We start from the raw sequence: 16,770 nt of genomic DNA, 5'->3' as shown, positions 1-16,770 counted from the left end.
AAAAGACAAGACGCCGGATGGAAAAAGACGTTTTTCCGGCTTGGCCGCGTCCTTTCGTGCAAGCGGGTTGCGGCCAGGGGTTCAAGCGGACAAGATCGGCCTACCGAATGCAGGGGGGACGGCATGGACGCTACCGAAAGAGCAGCACGCATCGTTCGCACGGTCGTCGAGGCGTTGAAGCCGGGCTTTGCCGTCAGGCTTTGGACCGGCGAGCGCATCGGTCCGGCCGGCGGCCCGGTGCTTGCCATCAACGACCAGGACATCGTCTGGCAACTGGCCCGCCGGCCAAATTTCTCGACGCTGGTCGAGATGTGGATTTCCAAGGCGGTCGACGTGGAGGAGGGGTCGCTGTTTGACCTCTACGCGCTGCCTTCACGAGGCAAGCTGCGGTTCAAGGCGCTGCCGAAGCTCGCGATCATGCGCGACCTGCCGGCCGTGCTGTTCTCGCGAAGGCAGATGACGCAACGCGCCGATCTCGCCGGGCAAAATCCCTTTGTCAGCGGCTCCAACAAGCAGGCGATCCAGCATCACTACGACATATCGAACGCCTTCTACCGGCTCTTCCTCGACGAGCGCATGGTCTACAGCTGCGGGTATTTCAAGGATTTCGCCAATGACATCGACCAGGCCCAGGCCGACAAGCTCGAGCATATCTGCCGCAAGCTCCGGCTGAAGCCCGGCGACCGCCTGCTCGATATCGGCTGCGGCTGGGGCGCGATGCTGATCCATGCGGCGAAGCATCATGGCGTCGTCGGCCATGGCGTCTCGTTGTCGGAGGCCCAGACCGGACTCGCCCGCGAACGCATTCGGGCCGAGGGGCTGGAGGACCGGATCACAATCGAGATAAAATCCTATGCCGAGCTCACCGGAAGCTTCGACAAGATATCCTCGATAGGCATGTTCGAGCATCTGGGGCTGGCCAACCACGCCGCCTACTTCTCGACCGTCCATCGCCTGCTCAAGCCGGGCGGCATCTATCTGCATCATGCCATCACCAGGCGCAGCAAGGGCAGCATGAAGAAGACCTTGCGCAAGGGCTCGGAATACAAGGCGCTGATCAAATACATCTTCCCGGGTGGCGAGATCGACACGATCGGCATGACGTGCGGCAATCTGGAAGCACACGGCTTCCTCGTCCACGACGTCGAGAATCTGCGCGAGCACTACGCCCGCACCTGCCGGCTGTGGGCAGAGCGCCTGCATGCGCGCTTCGACGAGGCCATCGCCGAAGTGGGAGAAGCCAAGGCGCGGCTGTGGCTGCTTTACCTGGCCGGCTGTTCGATCGCCTTCGATCGTGCCTCGGCGCAGATTTTCCAGACGGTCGCCACCAAGCGGACGCGGGGCCCGAGCGGCTTGCCGCCGACGCGGGCGGACCTTTACCGGTAATTCAGGCGAATCGCATCCCGTCGCCGCCCTTGACGCTGGCCGCGCGGTCGACGGTGCAGTAGACGCCGAGATTGTGCGCGTTATGACGCACCAGATTGCGCAGGATCGCCGGATCGTCGTCGAAACCGTCCTGGGCGATGATGGTGAAGCCGCAGCGGCGGCACGGCTCGGAAATGGTCAACAGCAGGTCGCCGACGGCGAGTTTCCTGCCGATCCATTCGGTTTCGGGGAAAGCGCCTTCGACCGCCGCCATGTCGATGACGATGTTGGGACGAAAGCGGCGCGGATCGGGAGTGCCTTGCGGATGCAGCGCCTTCAGGCGCGCCAGGGAGGCGGTGGTCAACAGATGGATCGGCGCCTTGCGGTAGCGCGCCTCGGTCAACGGGCCGGAATAGGCCGGCGGGGCGTTCTCCAGGCCGAACGGACGGATCGAGGCCGGAAAGCCTAGATAGTCGGAAACGGCACGGTCGCTTTCGGCGCCGGGCGCCGCCAGCCAATCCGCGCCGGGAATCGCGATCTCGAGCCTGCGGTCGCCAGTCAGCCGGGTGCGGATGCGCGGCACCTTGTGCCACTTCGGCTCGCGATCGGGACGGGCGATCTCATTGTCGGAGGCATCGACCAGGCCGAACATGCGGTCGCCCTCGATGCTCTCGGTGCCGACCGCGATCGTCTCCAGGCGTTCGCCGGCGAGCGAACTCGCCGGATAGCGCCAGAGTTCGGCAACGCTGCCTATCGCGGCCATGGCCGGTGTCAGCCTTTCTTGTTCTGGCGGTTGGCGACGAGGTCGTCGACGACGGCCGGATCGGCGAGCGTCGAGGTATCGCCAAGGGCGCCGAAATCGTCCTCGGCAATCTTGCGCAGGATGCGCCGCATGATCTTGCCCGAGCGGGTCTTAGGCAGGCCGGGTGCGAACTGGATCTTGTCGGGCGTGGCAATGGCGCCGATCTCCTTGCGGACATGGGCGAGGAGTTCCTTGCGCAAGTCCTCGCTCGGCGTCTCGCCGGCCATCAGCGTGACGTAGCAGTAGATGCCCTGCCCCTTGATGTCGTGGGGATAACCGACGACGGCGGCTTCCGAAACCTTGTCATGGCTGACCAATGCGGATTCGACCTCGGCCGTGCCCATGCGGTGGCCGGAGACGTTGATGACGTCGTCGACGCGGCCGGTGATCCAGTAATAGCCGTCGGCATCGCGGCGGCAGCCGTCGCCGGTGAAGTACTTGCCCTTGTAGGTCGAAAAATAGGTCTGCACGAAGCGGTCGTGATCGCCATAGACGGTGCGCATCTGGCCGGGCCATGACTCGGTGATGCATAGATTGCCGTCGGCGGCTCCTTCAAGCACCTTGCCCTCGCCGTCGACCAGTTGCGGCTTGACACCGAAGAAGGGCCGCGTGGCCGAGCCAGCCTTGAGGTCGGTGGCGCCCGGCAGCGGCGTGATCATGATGCCGCCGGTCTCGGTCTGCCACCAGGTGTCGACGATCGGCACCTTGGCGTTGCCGACGACGTTGAAATACCACTCCCATGCCTCCGGATTGATCGGTTCGCCGACCGAGCCCAGCACGCGCAGCGATTTGCGCGACGCCTTTTTCACGTGGTTGTCGCCGGCGCCCATCAGGGCGCGCAGCGCCGTCGGCGCGGTGTAGAAGATGTTGACCTGGTGCTTGTCGATGACTTCCCAGAAGCGCGACTGCGAGGGGTAGTTGGGCACGCCCTCGAACATCAGCGTGGTGGCGCCGTTGGCGAGCGGCCCGTAGACGATGTAGCTGTGGCCGGTGACCCAGCCGACATCGGCGGTGCACCAGTAGATGTCGCCATCATGATAGTCGAAGACATATTGGTGCGTCATCGAGACGTAGACGAGATAACCCGCCGTGGTGTGCAGCACGCCTTTCGGCTTGCCGGTCGAACCCGACGTATAGAGGATGAACAGCGGATCCTCCGCCTTCATCTTCTCCGGCTTGCACTCAGCCTTAACGGTCGCGGCCTCTTCGTGGTACCAGACGTCGCGGCCCGGCGCCCAGCCGATCTTGCCGCCGGTGCGGCGGACCACCACTACCTTTTCGACCCTGGTACCGGCTTTTGCCGCGATCTCGATTGCCTTGTCGGTGTTCTCCTTCAACGGGATCGGCTTGCCGCCGCGCAGGCCCTCGTCAGCGGTGATGACGATGGTTGACTTGCAATCGTCGATGCGGCCGGCGAGCGCGTCGGGCGAAAAGCCGCCGAAGACGACCGAGTGGATGGCGCCGATACGCGTGCAGGCGAGCATCGCATAGGCCGCTTCCGGGATCATGGGCATATAGAGGGTGACGCGGTCGCCCTTCTTGACGCCGTGCTTCTTCAGCACGTTGGCGAAGCGGCAGACATGCGCATAGAGCTCATTGTAGGTGATCTTGCGGTCGTCGTAGGGGTTGTCGCCTTCCCAGATGATGGCGGTCTGGTCGCCGCGCTTCTTCAGGTGGCGGTCGATGCAGTTGTAGGAAACATTGGTCTGGCCGTCCTCGAACCATTTGATGGAGACCTTGCCGTCGAAGGAGGCGTTCCTGACCTTGGAGAAGGGTTTGAACCAGTCGATGCGCTTGCCGTGCTTGCTCCAGAACCTGTCCGGATTCTTCACGCTGTCGGCGTACCATTTGAAATAGGTGTCGTTGTCGATCAGCGCATTCTTCTTCCAGGCCGGCTGAACGCGGTGGACATGAACCTCGGACATTTCCTGCTTTTCCTCCCGAAACTAACGCCGGCTTGAACCGCCAGCGGGATCGCGGCGACGCGGCCGCGAATTCGCGCGCATTATTAACAGTTCCGCGATGACGGCAACATTAGACGTTGGGTTTGCGCGGCGGGATGCCGCACATGGGTCCGCGGCTGCTGTCAGCACTTGCACCGGACCGCTGCTAACTTCATGTTTTCGCGTGCTAAAGCCGGTTTCGATCAAGAAAAAATCAATAGACGGTTAAGCAACCGCGCGCACAATCCATTGTTGGGAGGAAGGAGAATCAACCCGGGGAGCAAAAATGCGCGACCAGCTTGAAATGGACCTGATGCTGCGGGGCTATGGCCTGACTACGGCCAATATCCTTTATCATTTCCCAGACCATCCGCATCTGTTGCAGAGCTTCATATGGCAGGACTACGACATCGCGCCGAAGTTTCCGGTGCTGATCCGCTTCATCGAGTTCTGGAAGACCAAGCTCGAGGGGCCGCTGCATTCGGTCAGCTACACGCACCAGAAGCTCATCGCGCCCAACGAGTGGCGCAAGGTCGACGGCGAATTCGTGCTGCATTAGGGGCCGCTGCTTCGAGGCCGTAAGGTCGGCACTCTACGGCGCCCCCCTCTGTCCTGCCGGACATCTACCCCACGAGGGGGGAGATCGGCAGCTTTGCTAACAGCGCCATCCCTTCACGTTGGAAATTGGCGAAAGCCGAGGTGACATCCAATCTCCCCCCGTGGGGGAGATGTCCGGCAGGACAGAGGCGGGCGCCGCCCCGCTAACCTTCGGCTCTAGCGGTCGGACACGCTCAAACCGCCGGCGGGCTCAGCCGGGCGAAGGCCTCCTGGCGGCGGTAGGGAAAATAAGGGTAGGGCGCGGTGACCTCGCTTGCCGCATCGAGCTTCCCGATCTGCTCCGGCGTCAACGTCCAGCCGACGGCGCCGAGGTTCTGACGCAACTGCTCCTCGTTGCGGGCGCCGATGATGACGGACGACACGGTCGGGCGCTGCAACAGCCAGTTGATGGCGATCTGCGGCACGGTCCTGCCGGTCTCCTGCGCCACCGCATCGAGGGCCTCCATGACCCGGTAGAGATGCTCGTCCTCGACCGGCGGTCCGAAGCTCGCGGTGTCGTGCAGCCGGCTTTTGTCGGGCAATGGCTGGCCGCGACGGATCTTGCCGGTCAGGCGGCCCCAGCCGAGCGGGCTCCAGACCAGCGCGCCGACGCCCTGGTCGAGGCCAAGCGGCATCAGCTCCCATTCATAGTCGCGGCCGACCAGCGAATAGTAGACCTGATGCGCGACATAGCGCGGATAGCCGTGCCTGTCGGCCAGCCCGAGCGATTTCATCACCTGCCAGCCGGAGAAATTGGAGACCCCGACATAGCGCAATTTGCCGGCGCGCACGAGGCCGTCCAGCGTCGATAGCACTTCCTCGATCGGCGTGCCGGCATCGAAGGCGTGCAGTTGCAACAGGTCGATGTAATCGGTGCCGAGCCGCTTCAGCGCGGCGTCGACGGCCTTGATCAGCCGCGAACGCGAGGAACCATAGTCGGCCGGCCCGTCGCCCATCGGCAGCGAGGTCTTGGTCGAGATCAGCACGGCATCGCGCCGGCCCTTGATCGCCTCGCCGAGCACCTCTTCCGAGGCGCCGTTCGAATAGACATCGGCGGTGTCGAACAGATTAACGCCGGCCTCGAGGCAAATGTCGACCAGCCGCCGCGCTTCCCTGGCGTCGCTGTTGCCCCATGCGCCGAACAGCGGGCCGGAACCGCCGAAGGTTCCCGCTCCGAACGAGAGCACCGGCACCTTCAGGCCCGATGCGCCAAGATTTCGATAGTCCATTTTCTTACTCCTTGTGATTTTGAAAGAAGTCGAATCGATCCGGCTTTGCCGGCGAGCTTCACGACCGAACGCAGACGGGCGCGCCGAGCGCGGTGCCGCGGTCGAGACGCAGGGCCAGTCCCGCCACGGCGAGTGCCGCGACCGGCAGCAGGGCGGCGACCCAGGTGAGCGAACCCAGGCCAAGACCTTGGGCAATGACCGCGCCGCCGAGCCAAGCGCCGGCCGCGTTGCCGAGGTTGAAGGCGGCGATGTTGAAGGACGAGGCGAGGCTCTGGCCAGCACCTTGGGCCTTTTCCAGCACCCACATCTGCAAAGGCGCCACGGTGGCGAAGGCGGCGGCGCCCAGCAGGCCGACATAGATCACGGCCAACACCTGGCTGTGGATAGCAAAGCTCATGGTCGCCAGAACCAGGGCGAGCACCACAAGACTGCCGAGCACCGCCGGCACCAGCCAGCGGTCGGCGATCTTGCCGCCGGCGATATTGCCGGCGATGAGGCCGCCGCCGAAGACGAGCAGGATCGGCGAAACGGCCGCTTCCTGGAAGCCGCTGATCTCGGTCAGCAACGGGGCGATGTAGGTGAAGACGGCGAAGACGCCGGCATAGCCGAGAACGGTGGTGGCGAAGCCGAGCAGGACGGGCGTGCGGCGCAGCACGGCGAGATCGGCGCGCAGGTCGCTCTTCACGGGAGTTGCTTGGCTGCGCGGCACCAGTGCCAGGATGACGGCAAAGGCCGCGAGACCGACCGCGGTCACCGCCCAGAAGGTGGCGCGCCAGCCGAAAGCCTGGCCGAGCCAGGTGCCGAAGGGAACGCCGAGAATGTTGGCGATGGTCAGGCCGGTGAACATGAGCGCGATCGCCGACGCCTTCTTGTTAGGCGCGACCAATCCGGTGGCGACCACCGAGCCGACGCCGAAGAAGGTGCCATGGGCAAAGGCGGTGATGACGCGCGCGCCCATCAACGTCCAATAATCAGGCGCCAGCGCACAGGCCAGATTGCCAATGGTGAAGATCGCCATCAGCGCCAGAAGCACCGTCTTGCGCGGCCAGTTGCCGGTGGCGATCGTCAGCAGAGGTGCTCCGATGACGACGCCCAGCGCATAGCCGGAAATCAGTTGGCCGGCGGCCGAGATCGAGACGCCGAGATCTTTGCTGACGTCGATGAGCAGGCCCATGATGACGAATTCGGTGACGCCGATGCCGAAGGCGCCGGCGGCGAGAGCATAGAGAGCGAGAGGCATGATGTTTCCACTTCGGCGGTGACGGGCGCCCTGTCCAGGCCGCGCCCCGACCGGGAAGATCGTGTGGCCATGCGATGTGAACCAGACTTGCTCCAGGCATACTTTCTGTGAAATAGATTCACAGATGGCGAGATCCGACATCAATCGTTCCGGCGAGATCGAAGTGTTTGTGCGCGTCGTCGAGGCGGGCAGCTTTTCGGCGGCGGCACGTGCCTTGCGCATGACCCCGTCCGCGGTGAGCAAATTGATCGCGCGGCTGGAGGCTAGGCTCGGCGCGCGGCTGGTCACCCGCTCGACGCGCAAGCTGCAACTGACGCCGGAAGGCACTGCTTTCTACGACAGCGGCATGCGCATCCTCGCCGACATGGACGCGGCCGAGCGCGAGGCGGCCGCCGGGGCGGCGCCGCGCGGCCGGTTGAGGGTCAACAGCTACGTGCCGTTCGGCCACCACCGGCTGATGTCGCTGCTGCCTCGGTTTCTGGAGCGTTATCCCGAGATTTCCGTCGACGCCGTGCTGACAGACAGCGTGATCGACCTTCTGGAGGAGCGCGCCGATGTGGCGATACGCGCCGGGCCCTTGCGCGAGTCACGGCTGGTAGCGCGCAAACTGGGGCAGAGCCGGATGGTGCTGGTCGCGGCACCCTCCTATGTCGAAGCGCGTGGGACGCCGCGCACGCTGGCCGATCTCGGGCGTCACAATATGCTGGCCTTCGGCTTTGCGCGGCATATAGACGGCTGGCCTTTTGTCGATGCGGCAGGTGCGCCGGTCATCGTCCCGGTTGTCGGAAACGCAACGCTGACCGACGGCGAGGCGATGCGGCGGATCGCGCTGGCGGGAGGCGGAATCGCTAGGCTGGCGCGCTGGCATGTCCAGCCGGACATCGACGCCGGGGCATTCGTCCCGTTGCTGGAGGAATTCAACCCAGGCGACGAGGAGGCCACCCATGCCGTCTATGTCGGCCAGGGCAAGCATCTGCCTGCGCGGGTGCGGGCTTTTCTCGATTTTCTCTCGGAGGCCGTTCGCCTCTAGAGCAGTTCACCGTTTCGTGGAAACGGCGAACCGCTCTAACTCTTTGTTTTGACGCAATTCTGGACAGAAAACCGCACACACTTTTCTTGGAATTGCTCTAACTGAGAAGCCGCGTACCTAAGGCACGCGGCTTCGAAGCCAGCTCGAAAAGCGATCAGGCCTTCGGCACGAACGGCGCCGGCCGCCGGCCGGCCGCCTGCCGCTCCAGCATCCAGCCGGGATATTCGGCCGGCAGCGCGCTCACCTCGTCCAGTCTGGCGAGATCATCGGTATCAAGTTTGAGGTTCGTGGCGGCAAGGTTCTGTTCGAGCTGATCCATGCGGCTGGCGCCGATGATCACGCTCATCACGAAGGGCTTGGCCAGGACATAGCCTAGTGCCACGGTAGCGACGCTGACGTCATGCTTTTTGGCGATCTCGCGCATGACCGCGACCGCCGCCCAGGCGCGGTCCTCGTTGACCGGTGGGAAGTTGAAGGAGGCGCGGCGGCCCTCGCCATTGCCGGGCGCACCAGGGCCGTATTTGCCGGACAGCAGTCCGCCGGCCATCGGCGACCAGACCATAAGACCGAGCTTCTCCTCGTTGATCAGCGGCACGATCTCGCGCTCGAGATCACGACCGGCGATCGAGTAATAGGACTGGATGGTCTCGAAGCGGGCAAAGCCCTTGCGGTCGGCTATGCCAAGCGCCTTGGCGATGCGCCAGGCCTGCCAGTTGGATACGCCGACATAGCGGACCTTGCCGCTGGCGACGAGATCGTCCAGTGCCCTGAGCGTCTCATCGATCGGCGTCACCGCGTCGGTTCCGTGCAACTGATAGAGATCGATATGATCGAGCTGCAGCCGTTCCAAGCTGGCATCGACCGAGTCCATGATGTGGCCGCGCGAGGAGCCGCGCTGGTTCGGGCCTTCGCCCATGGCGCCGTGAACCTTGGTGGCGACGACCACGCTCGACCTGTCAACGCCGAGATCCCTGAGCGACTGGCCGAGCAGGCGCTCGGATTCGCCGAAGGAATAGACATCGGCCGTGTCGAAGAAATTGACCCCGGCGGCGAGCGAGCGGCCGACGATCTCGTTGACGCCTTTCTGGTCGAGACTGGCGATCAGGCCCCATTGGGCATTCTGGCCGGCTGCACCGAAGGTCATGGTGCCGAGGCAGAGTTCGGAGACGAACATCCCCGTATTTCCAAGCTGGTTGTAATGCATGGCGAAAGCTCCAGAGATTTGTGATGACACAGATCAAATAGGAACGGTACGTTTCGTTTCCAGCGCTGGCGTAATCAGCCGGTAGAACTGGACCATCTTGCCGGTGACAGAAACTTGTCAGAGATGGACCGCTCGGATCATTGTGTTCGGGCGGCGATTGACCTCCTCGACAAATTCGTCATCCCAGACGAGGACGGAGAGAAGATATTGCGCAAGGGAGGGCTTTGCGCCAACCCACCGTTCGTAGTCCTCAACCGCTAGCACCACGGCAGATGGCTGCCCTCGCACCGTAATGGTTTGCGGCCCTTTTTCGCGCGACTGTCTTACCAGCTTCGAGAGGTTGTTTCTTGCGTCCCGCAGCTGCCAGCTCAAGAAGACTACTCCTCGCTTGACTCGCAAGATGTGTTCAGTCCGTCTGTGTATCACAGGCTTAGAACTCACAGACGACAGGGCCAACCCAGGGCGGACGGTTTTATCGACTGCCGAAGATCGCCGAACCGACCCTGACACCGGTGGCGCCGAAGGCGATGGCCGTCTCGTAATCGCCGGACATGCCCATCGACAGTTTGGCGACGCCTGCCTCCCGCGCCAATTTTTCCAGCAGGGCGAAATGCGGGCCGGGGTTCTCGTCCGCCGGCGGAATGCACATCAGGCCTTCGATGGCGAGGCCGTGGACATCGCGGCAGCGGGCGACGAAGGTCACGGCGTCGCGCGGCTCGATGCCGGCCTTCTGCGGCTCGGAGCCGGTGTTGACCTGGACGTAGAGCTTTGGCGCCCGGCCTTGCCGGGCGATCTCCTTGGCGAGTTCGGCGGCGATCTTCTCGCGATCGACCGTCTCGATGACGTCGAACAGCGCCACGGCTTCCCTGGCCTTGTTCGATTGCAGCGGTCCGATCAGATGCAGTTCGACATCGGGGAAAGCCTCTTTCAGCGCCGGCCACTTGCCCTGCGCTTCCTGCACCCGGTTCTCGCCGAAGACGCGCTGGCCTGCCTCGATGACGGGCCTGATGTCGGCGGCGTCAAAGGTCTTGGAAACCGCGACCAGCGTCACTGCGCCAGCGTCGCGCCGGGCTTCGCGCTCGGCGGCGGCGATCTTCGCCTTGACCGCTAAAACCTGCTGAACGGCGTCGCCCATGTCCAAATCCCGCTGTTTTGACCGCGTTTTTTCCAGACGCGATACCCATATGGTTGACGGGTTTGCCAAACCATGGTGAACACCCGGACCACATCCAATGGACTGCCGAGCTGTCGCCCGCAGTCCGCATGCTTTTTAAGTGAAAAACGTCCCATGGCAACCGAACGATACAATCCGCGCGCGTCAGAGCCCAAATGGCAGAAGGCCTGGGCCGACAGGAAGCTGTTCGAGGCGCACAACGATGATCCGCGCCCGAAATACTACGTGCTGGAGATGTTCCCCTATCCATCGGGACGCATCCATATCGGGCATACGCGCAACTATACGATGGGCGATGTGGTGGCGCGCTACAAGCGGGCCAAGGGTTTCAACGTGCTGCATCCGATGGGCTGGGACGCCTTCGGCATGCCGGCCGAGAACGCGGCGATGCAGAACAAGGTCCATCCCAAGGAATGGACCTACCAGAACATCGCCACCATGCGCGAACAGCTCAAGGTCATGGGCCTGTCGCTGGACTGGGCGCGCGAATTCGCGACTTGCGATGTCGACTACTACCACCGCCAGCAGATGCTGTTCCTCGACTTTGTCGAGAAGGGCCTGGTGACGCGCAAATCCTCGAAGGTCAATTGGGATCCGGAGGACATGACGGTGCTCGCCAACGAGCAGGTCATCGACGGGCGCGGCTGGCGCTCGGGCGCGCTGGTCGAACAACGCGAGCTGACGCAATGGTTCTTCAGGATAACCGACTTTGCGCAGGATCTCCTGGATTCGCTCGATCGCCTCGACGAATGGCCCGAGAAGGTCAAGCTGATGCAGCACAATTGGATCGGCCGTTCGGAAGGCCTGCTGGTCCGCTGGCCGCTGGCGGCTCCCGTCGCCGGCGAGCAGGAGCTGGAAGTCTATACGACGAGGCCCGACACCATCTTCGGCGCCTCCTTCATGGCGGTCGCCGCCGACCATCCGCTGGCCAGGAAGGCCGCCGAGACCAATCCGGCGCTGGCGAGCTTTATTGACGAAGTCCGCCATATGGGCACTTCGGTGGCGGCGCTGGAGACGGCCGAGAAGAAAGGCTTCGACACCGGCATCCGCGTCGTGCATCCGTTCGACGAGAACTGGACGCTGCCGGTCTACGTCGCCAATTTCGTGCTGATGGACTACGGCACCGGCGCCATCTTCGGCTGCCCGTCCGGCGACCAGCGCGACCTCGATTTCGCCAACAAATACGGCCTGCCGGTGATCCCGGTGGTGATGCCGGAAGGTGCTGATCCCAAGACCTTCCAGGTCATCGACGAAGCCTATGTCGACGACGGCGTGATGATCAATTCGCGCTTCCTCGATGGCATGAAGCCAGAGCGGGCGTTCGACGAGGTGGCGAAGCTGCTGGAGCAGAAGACGATCGGCAACCGGCCGATGGCCGAGCGCAAGGTCAACTTCCGCCTGCGCGACTGGGGCATTTCGCGCCAGCGCTACTGGGGCTGTCCGATCCCGATGATCCATTGCGAGGATTGCGGCGTGGTGCCGGTGCCGAAGGCAGACCTGCCGGTGAAGCTGCCCGACGATGTCGAGTTCGACCGCCCAGGCAACCCGCTGGACCGCCACCCGACCTGGCGGCATGTCAAATGCCCGCAATGCGGCAAGGATGCGCGGCGCGAAACCGACACGATGGACACGTTCGTCGATTCGTCCTGGTATTTCGCCCGCTTCACCGCGCCCTGGGCGAATGAGCCGACCGACCCGAAGGCGGCGAACGAGTGGCTGGCCGTCGACCAGTATATCGGCGGTATCGAGCACGCGATCCTGCATCTGCTCTATTCGCGCTTCTTCACCCGGGCCATGCGCGAGACCGGCCATCTCGACCTAGCCGAGCCGTTCAAGGGCCTGTTCACGCAAGGCATGGTGGTGCACGAGACCTATCGCGTGGGATCGGCATCGAACGGCCGCTGGCTGGCGCCGACCGAGGTGCGGCTGGAGGACGTCGGCGGCAAGCGCCGCGCCGTCGAGATCGCCACGGGCGAGACGGCGGAGATCGGCTCCCTGGAAAAGATGTCGAAGTCGAAGAAGAACACGGTCAGCCCGGAAGACATCACCGACGGCTACGGCGCCGACACCGCGCGCTGGTTCATGCTGTCGGATTCGCCGCCCGAACGCGACGTCGAATGGACCGACGATGGCGCCGCCGGCGCGCATCGCTTCATGCAGCGCATCTGGCGCCTGGTCTCGACCGCGGCCGAATCGCTGGCCGGCATCGCACCCATAGCGGGCGGTGGCGGTGAAGCCGGGGCGGTTTCCAAGGCCACGCACAAGATCCTGAAAGCGGTCGGCGAAGACATCGAGAAACTCGCATTCAACCGCGCCATCGCCCGCATCTATGAGCTCGCCAACGTGCTGACCACGCCGCTCAATGACGTGGCCGAAGGCAAGGCCGATGCCGCGCTCAAAGGCGCCTGCCGGGAGGCCGTGGAGGTGCTCGTGCACCTGATCGCGCCGATCATGCCGCATCTGGCCGAGGAATGCTGGGAGGCGCTCGGCGGTGCCGATCTCGTCGCCGAACGGCCGTGGCCGATCTTCGATCCGGCGCTGGTCGTCGACAATGAGGTCACCTATCCGGTTCAGGTCAACGGCAAGAAGCGCGGGGATTTGACAATTGCCCGCGACGCGGACCAAGGTGCGGTCGAAAAAGCCGTGCTCGCTCTCGACTTCGTGCAGAAGGCGCTCGAAGGCAAGGCTCCGCGCAAGGTGATCATCGTGCCGCAGAGGATCGTCAATGTCGTTGCCTGATCGGGAGAAGACAGAGCTGAGCCGTTTGCTGCGCCGTGCCGCGCTTGCCGGCCTTGTCGGCTCGCTTGCGCTGGTTTCGGCGTGCCAGGTGCGGCCGCTCTACTCGAGCGCGCCGCTGTCGACCGGCTCAAGCGCCAATGCCGAACTGGCATCGATCGCTATCAAACCCGTCAGGACGCGTTACGGCCAGCAGGTGCGCAACAACCTGATCTTCGGATTTGGGCGCGGCGCCGGCGAACCGGCCTCGCCGGCCTACTCGCTCGATCTCGGCGTGACCGAAGCCGTTGAATCCTCGGCGCTCGTGCAGGTCGGAACCGACCAGGACGAGCCGACCGCGGGTTCGGTGACGCTGACCGCCGGCTACACGCTGACCGATGCCAAAACCGGCGCGGTGATCGCGACCGGCAGGCGGGCGATCACTTCGTCCTTCGACAGGCCGCGCCAGGAATTCGCCGCGTACCGGGCACAGATCGATGCCGAGAACCGCGCCGCGCGCGAGCTTGCCAACGCGCTGCAACTGTCCATCGCCCAGGATCTGGCACGGCACGGCAAGACGACTGGTTAGCGCCGCTCTCCGTTTCACGGTGGCATAACAATCTGGTGCCTGAAGGCCGCCTTTGCCACGGCTCCGGAGCCGGTTCTCCGTTCGCCTTTAGCCGAAGCGCGCGGGTGTGTTGACGATCGTGGGATGACGATCGGCCGCACGGATCCGATCGTCCGACACCGCTGTGAAAGTCACGCTTCGCCGCTCTTGGGGGGCCGACGGGAAGCAACTGTTAACCACTCGCTCTCTATTGCTCAGCAGACATTTCAGCGTGAGTCTTGAGCATGGAATCCAAGCGTTTTCCTCGGGTCAGTTCATTGAAGGCAGCGTCGCCCGATGACCCCGGGGTGAAGCGTTTCACGGGTGTGGACAACAAGGCGGACAGCCAGCGGGCAAGAGCAGCAGGAGCCGGCCCTTCCCCATCCCCTGTCGATCTCGGCGGCAACGAAAGCCCTGCCTGGCAAGACTATTTCTTCCTGGCGCCCAATGTGCGGTTTACGCGCACGCCGGACTATGAAGCCAGCACGCGCCGTCCGCGGGACCAGGCGATTGCCGTCGAGCAAAGCGAATCACCAGCACCGCAGGCACCTGGCCAATCCACCGCGGCTGGGACGTCTTCATCGGCGCCAATACCAAGCCGAAACCTTTCTTCGGGCGCCGCCAGGCCGCCCGTCGGCAACAGAGCCGTGGTGCAACCGGCCCCGGCGCCGGTTCCGTCAGGGCATGCCGGCGAAAAGGCGCGGGCCGCCGCTACGCCTGCGGGCCACAGGATGACTGCGGCGGCGCGGGCATCCGCACCGGCAGCGTCCGCCCAAGCAGCGACAGCCCCGGTCAAGACGCCGAGCCGCGAAAATGTGCGCTGGCCCTATCTGTCGGATCACGTCTTTTTCGAGATCATGGCGCCCTATTTGGTCGAAGGCCCGTCACCCGCGCCTCGGGCCGTTTCGGTTGCACGCACGACCGCGCCTGTGGTCACCGAGCGGATCGACAACCGCCCCGCGCCAACGGCCGATCCGACCGCGTTGTTCCGTGTCATCGAATGCCTTCCCGGGTCGCCAGCTCCGTCCGCCGTGCCGGATGTCCGTCCGGCCAACTCCAACCAGGCCGCGGTTCAGCCGGCGGCGAACCGCGTGCCGCAGCAAGCCCGGGCTCCGGCCGCAATTCCCGCCGTCGCAAGCAATGCCGTTCCGGCACTGGTCACGCAAAGTTTGGAGCAAGCCGTACCGGCTCCGGCTGCGCGCGCATCGTCGCGAGCGCCACTGGTCGGCAGGATCGTGCCGACCGCGACGGGCGAGACGTACGAACTCCCCTCAGAAGAATTGTTGCAGCAGCCGCCGGAGGGACAAGGCTTCTACATGTCGCAGGAGCGGCTCGAGCAGAATGCCGATCTTCTGGAAAGCGTGCTCGAGGATTTCGGCGTGCGCGGCGAGATCATCCATGTTCGCCCCGGTCCGGTCGTCACTCTCTATGAATTCGAGCCGGCGCCGGGCGTCAAATCCTCCCGCGTCATCGGTCTCGCCGACGACATCGCCCGCTCCATGTCGGCGATCTCGGCGCGCGTCGCCGTCGTGCCGGGCCGCAACGTCATCGGCATCGAGCTTCCGAACGAGGCGCGCGAAACCGTCTATTTCCGCGAGCTGATCGAATCGGAGGGCTTCCGCAAGACCGGCTGCAAGCTGGCGCTCTGCCTCGGCAAGACGATCGGCGGTGAGCCTGTCATCGCCGAACTGGCAAAGATGCCCCACTTGCTCGTTGCCGGCACCACCGGTTCCGGCAAGTCGGTTGCCATCAACACGATGATCCTGTCGCTGCTCTACCGGCTGAAGCCGGAGGAATGCCGGCTGATCATGGTCGATCCCAAGATGCTCGAACTCTCCGTCTATGACGGCATCCCGCATCTTCTGACCCCGGTCGTCACCGATCCAAAAAAGGCCGTTACCGCGCTCAAATGGGCGGTGCGCGAGATGGAGGACCGCTATCGCAAGATGGCGAGGCTCGGCGTGCGCAATATCGACGGCTACAATCAACGCGCCGCCCAAGCCCGCGAAAGCGGCGAGACGGTCGTCATGACCGTGCAGGCGGGCTTCGAAAAAGGCACCGGCGAGCCGCTCTTCGAGCAGCAGGAAATCGACCTCGCGCCAATGCCTTACATCGTCGTCATCGTCGACGAGATGGCCGACCTGATGATGGTCGCCGGCAAGGAGATCGAAGGCGCCATCCAGCGCCTGGCGCAGATGGCGCGCGCGGCCGGCATTCACCTGATCATGGCGACGCAGCGCCCCTCGGTCGATGTCATCACGGGCACGATCAAGGCCAATTTTCCGACCCGGATTTCCTTCCAGGTCACTTCCAAGATCGACAGCCGCACCATCCTTGGCGAGCAGGGCGCCGAGCAGCTGCTGGGTCAGGGCGACATGCTGCATATGATGGGCGGCGGGCGCATCGCCCGCGTGCACGGCCCCTTCGTCTCCGACGTGGAGGTCGAGCATGTCGTGGCGCATCTGAAGGCGCAGGGTCGCCCCGAATACCTGGAAACCGTGACGGCCGACGAGGATGAAGAGGAAGACGAAGGCGATGAGGGCGCGGTCTTCGACAAGGGCGCCGTTGCGTCGGAGGACGGCGATACCAGCTATGACGAGGCGGTCAAGGTGGTGTTGCGCGACAAGAAGTGTTCGACGTCCTACATTCAGCGCCGCCTCGGCATCGGCTACAACCGCGCCGCGTCCCTGGTCGAGCGCATGGAGAAGGAGGGTTTGGTCGGTGCACCAAACCATGTCGGCAAGCGCGAGATCATCATGGGCCGGCGCCCGCCGGTAACCGCAGTTGAGGATGACGGCACGGATTGACCGGGCCTCTTGATCCGCAGCGCATGAAAAAGGCCGGTTGCCCGGCCTTTTTTCGTG

Annotated in this window: 13 protein-coding genes; 6 read left to right on the top strand and 7 right to left on the bottom strand. The window is 64.1% G+C overall.

Going from position 1 to position 16,770, the window contains the following annotated elements; all coding sequences use genetic code 11:
- Positions 1 to 123 precede the first annotated feature (123 nt).
- On the top strand, positions 124 to 1,386 hold the full coding sequence (locus LB545_RS01740) for an SAM-dependent methyltransferase (RefSeq protein WP_140492912.1): 1,263 nt from the start codon (positions 124 to 126) through the stop codon (positions 1,384 to 1,386).
- Position 1,387: 1 nt separating this feature from the next.
- On the opposite strand, the gene LB545_RS01735 is transcribed toward LB545_RS01740, so the two are convergent.
- Both LB545_RS01735 and acs read right to left on the bottom strand, forming a co-directional pair.
- A complete protein-coding gene (locus LB545_RS01735; protein WP_224704317.1) occupies positions 1,388 to 2,128 on the bottom strand; it encodes an MOSC domain-containing protein in 741 nt (246 codons plus the stop codon).
- An 8-nt stretch (positions 2,129 to 2,136) separates the two neighbouring features.
- On the bottom strand, positions 2,137 to 4,092 hold the full coding sequence (acs, locus tag LB545_RS01730) for an acetate--CoA ligase (protein WP_224704316.1): 1,956 nt from the start codon (positions 4,090 to 4,092) through the stop codon (positions 2,137 to 2,139).
- A gap of 304 nt (positions 4,093 to 4,396) precedes the next feature.
- On the opposite strand from acs, the gene LB545_RS01725 reads away from it, so the two are divergent.
- The gene (locus LB545_RS01725; RefSeq protein WP_140492921.1) at positions 4,397 to 4,669 is read left to right on the top strand and encodes an usg protein; all 273 of its coding nucleotides are present in this window, start codon (positions 4,397 to 4,399) and stop codon (positions 4,667 to 4,669) included.
- 232 nt (positions 4,670 to 4,901) lie between these two features.
- Here LB545_RS01725 and LB545_RS01720 read toward each other — a convergent pair whose 3' ends face one another.
- Together LB545_RS01720 and LB545_RS01715 are read right to left on the bottom strand one after the other, a co-directional pair.
- Positions 4,902 to 5,936 (bottom strand): aldo/keto reductase, encoded by a 1,035-nt coding sequence (locus LB545_RS01720; protein ID WP_140492924.1) that lies wholly within the window; start codon positions 5,934 to 5,936, stop codon positions 4,902 to 4,904.
- A gap of 58 nt (positions 5,937 to 5,994) precedes the next feature.
- On the bottom strand, positions 5,995 to 7,176 hold the full coding sequence (locus LB545_RS01715) for an MFS transporter (RefSeq protein ID WP_224704315.1): 1,182 nt from the start codon (positions 7,174 to 7,176) through the stop codon (positions 5,995 to 5,997).
- Between the two features lie 124 nt (positions 7,177 to 7,300).
- On the opposite strand from LB545_RS01715, the gene LB545_RS01710 reads away from it, so the two are divergent.
- On the top strand, positions 7,301 to 8,206 hold the full coding sequence (locus LB545_RS01710; protein WP_140492931.1) for a LysR family transcriptional regulator: 906 nt from the start codon (positions 7,301 to 7,303) through the stop codon (positions 8,204 to 8,206).
- A 154-nt stretch (positions 8,207 to 8,360) separates the two neighbouring features.
- Here LB545_RS01710 and LB545_RS01705 read toward each other — a convergent pair whose 3' ends face one another.
- The 3 genes from LB545_RS01705 to LB545_RS01695 all read right to left on the bottom strand — a co-directional run bounded on the left by LB545_RS01705 (position 8,361) and on the right by LB545_RS01695 (position 10,545).
- Positions 8,361 to 9,410, bottom strand: coding sequence for an aldo/keto reductase (locus LB545_RS01705; RefSeq protein WP_140492934.1), 1,050 nt, complete (start codon positions 9,408 to 9,410; stop codon positions 8,361 to 8,363).
- Between the two features lie 117 nt (positions 9,411 to 9,527).
- Entirely contained in the window at positions 9,528 to 9,782 is a 255-nt protein-coding gene (locus tag LB545_RS01700; protein ID WP_140492937.1) for a type II toxin-antitoxin system Phd/YefM family antitoxin, read from the bottom strand.
- A 100-nt stretch (positions 9,783 to 9,882) separates the two neighbouring features.
- Positions 9,883 to 10,545, bottom strand: coding sequence for a YggS family pyridoxal phosphate-dependent enzyme (locus LB545_RS01695; protein WP_140492940.1), 663 nt, complete (start codon positions 10,543 to 10,545; stop codon positions 9,883 to 9,885).
- A gap of 153 nt (positions 10,546 to 10,698) precedes the next feature.
- Here LB545_RS01695 and leuS point away from each other — a divergent pair, with 153 nt between their 5' ends.
- The 3 genes from leuS to LB545_RS01680 all read left to right on the top strand — a co-directional run bounded on the left by leuS (position 10,699) and on the right by LB545_RS01680 (position 16,713).
- Positions 10,699 to 13,323: a leucine--tRNA ligase gene (gene leuS, locus LB545_RS01690; protein WP_140492943.1), complete on the top strand. Its 2,625-nt coding sequence runs from the start codon at positions 10,699 to 10,701 to the stop codon at positions 13,321 to 13,323.
- Positions 13,310 to 13,888 (top strand): LPS assembly lipoprotein LptE, encoded by a 579-nt coding sequence (lptE, locus tag LB545_RS01685; protein WP_140492946.1) that lies wholly within the window; start codon positions 13,310 to 13,312, stop codon positions 13,886 to 13,888. The genes leuS and lptE overlap by 14 nt, the downstream gene beginning before the upstream one ends.
- 263 nt (positions 13,889 to 14,151) lie before the next feature.
- Entirely contained in the window at positions 14,152 to 16,713 is a 2,562-nt protein-coding gene (locus LB545_RS01680) for a DNA translocase FtsK (RefSeq protein WP_224704314.1), read from the top strand.
- Positions 16,714 to 16,770 lie beyond the last annotated feature (57 nt).

Origin of the sequence: Mesorhizobium sp. BR1-1-6 (assembly GCF_020165355.1) — a bacterium.
Lineage (GTDB): Bacteria > Pseudomonadota > Alphaproteobacteria > Rhizobiales > Rhizobiaceae > Mesorhizobium.
Note: the sequence above shows the minus strand (reverse complement) of the source record. Positions and strands in the feature narration are given on the sequence as shown.

Excerpts from the sequence above, each read along its gene's own strand:
- LB545_RS01715 (WP_224704315.1), bottom strand. The coding sequence starts at position 7,176 with ATGCCTCTCGCTCTCTATGCTCTCGCCGCCGGCGCCTTCGGCATCGGC.
- LB545_RS01695 (WP_140492940.1), bottom strand. The coding sequence starts at position 10,545 with ATGGGCGACGCCGTTCAGCAGGTTTTAGCGGTCAAGGCGAAGATCGCC.
- LB545_RS01680 (WP_224704314.1), top strand. The coding sequence starts at position 14,152 with ATGGAATCCAAGCGTTTTCCTCGGGTCAGTTCATTGAAGGCAGCGTCG.
- lptE (WP_140492946.1), top strand. The coding sequence starts at position 13,310 with ATGTCGTTGCCTGATCGGGAGAAGACAGAGCTGAGCCGTTTGCTGCGC.
- LB545_RS01705 (WP_140492934.1), bottom strand. The coding sequence starts at position 9,410 with ATGCATTACAACCAGCTTGGAAATACGGGGATGTTCGTCTCCGAACTC.
- LB545_RS01740 (WP_140492912.1), top strand. The coding sequence starts at position 124 with ATGGACGCTACCGAAAGAGCAGCACGCATCGTTCGCACGGTCGTCGAG.
- LB545_RS01725 (WP_140492921.1), top strand. The coding sequence starts at position 4,397 with ATGCGCGACCAGCTTGAAATGGACCTGATGCTGCGGGGCTATGGCCTG.
- acs (WP_224704316.1), bottom strand. The coding sequence starts at position 4,092 with ATGTCCGAGGTTCATGTCCACCGCGTTCAGCCGGCCTGGAAGAAGAAT.
- LB545_RS01720 (WP_140492924.1), bottom strand. The coding sequence starts at position 5,936 with ATGGACTATCGAAATCTTGGCGCATCGGGCCTGAAGGTGCCGGTGCTC.
- leuS (WP_140492943.1), top strand. The coding sequence starts at position 10,699 with ATGGCAACCGAACGATACAATCCGCGCGCGTCAGAGCCCAAATGGCAG.
- LB545_RS01710 (WP_140492931.1), top strand. The coding sequence starts at position 7,301 with ATGGCGAGATCCGACATCAATCGTTCCGGCGAGATCGAAGTGTTTGTG.
- LB545_RS01735 (WP_224704317.1), bottom strand. The coding sequence starts at position 2,128 with ATGGCCGCGATAGGCAGCGTTGCCGAACTCTGGCGCTATCCGGCGAGT.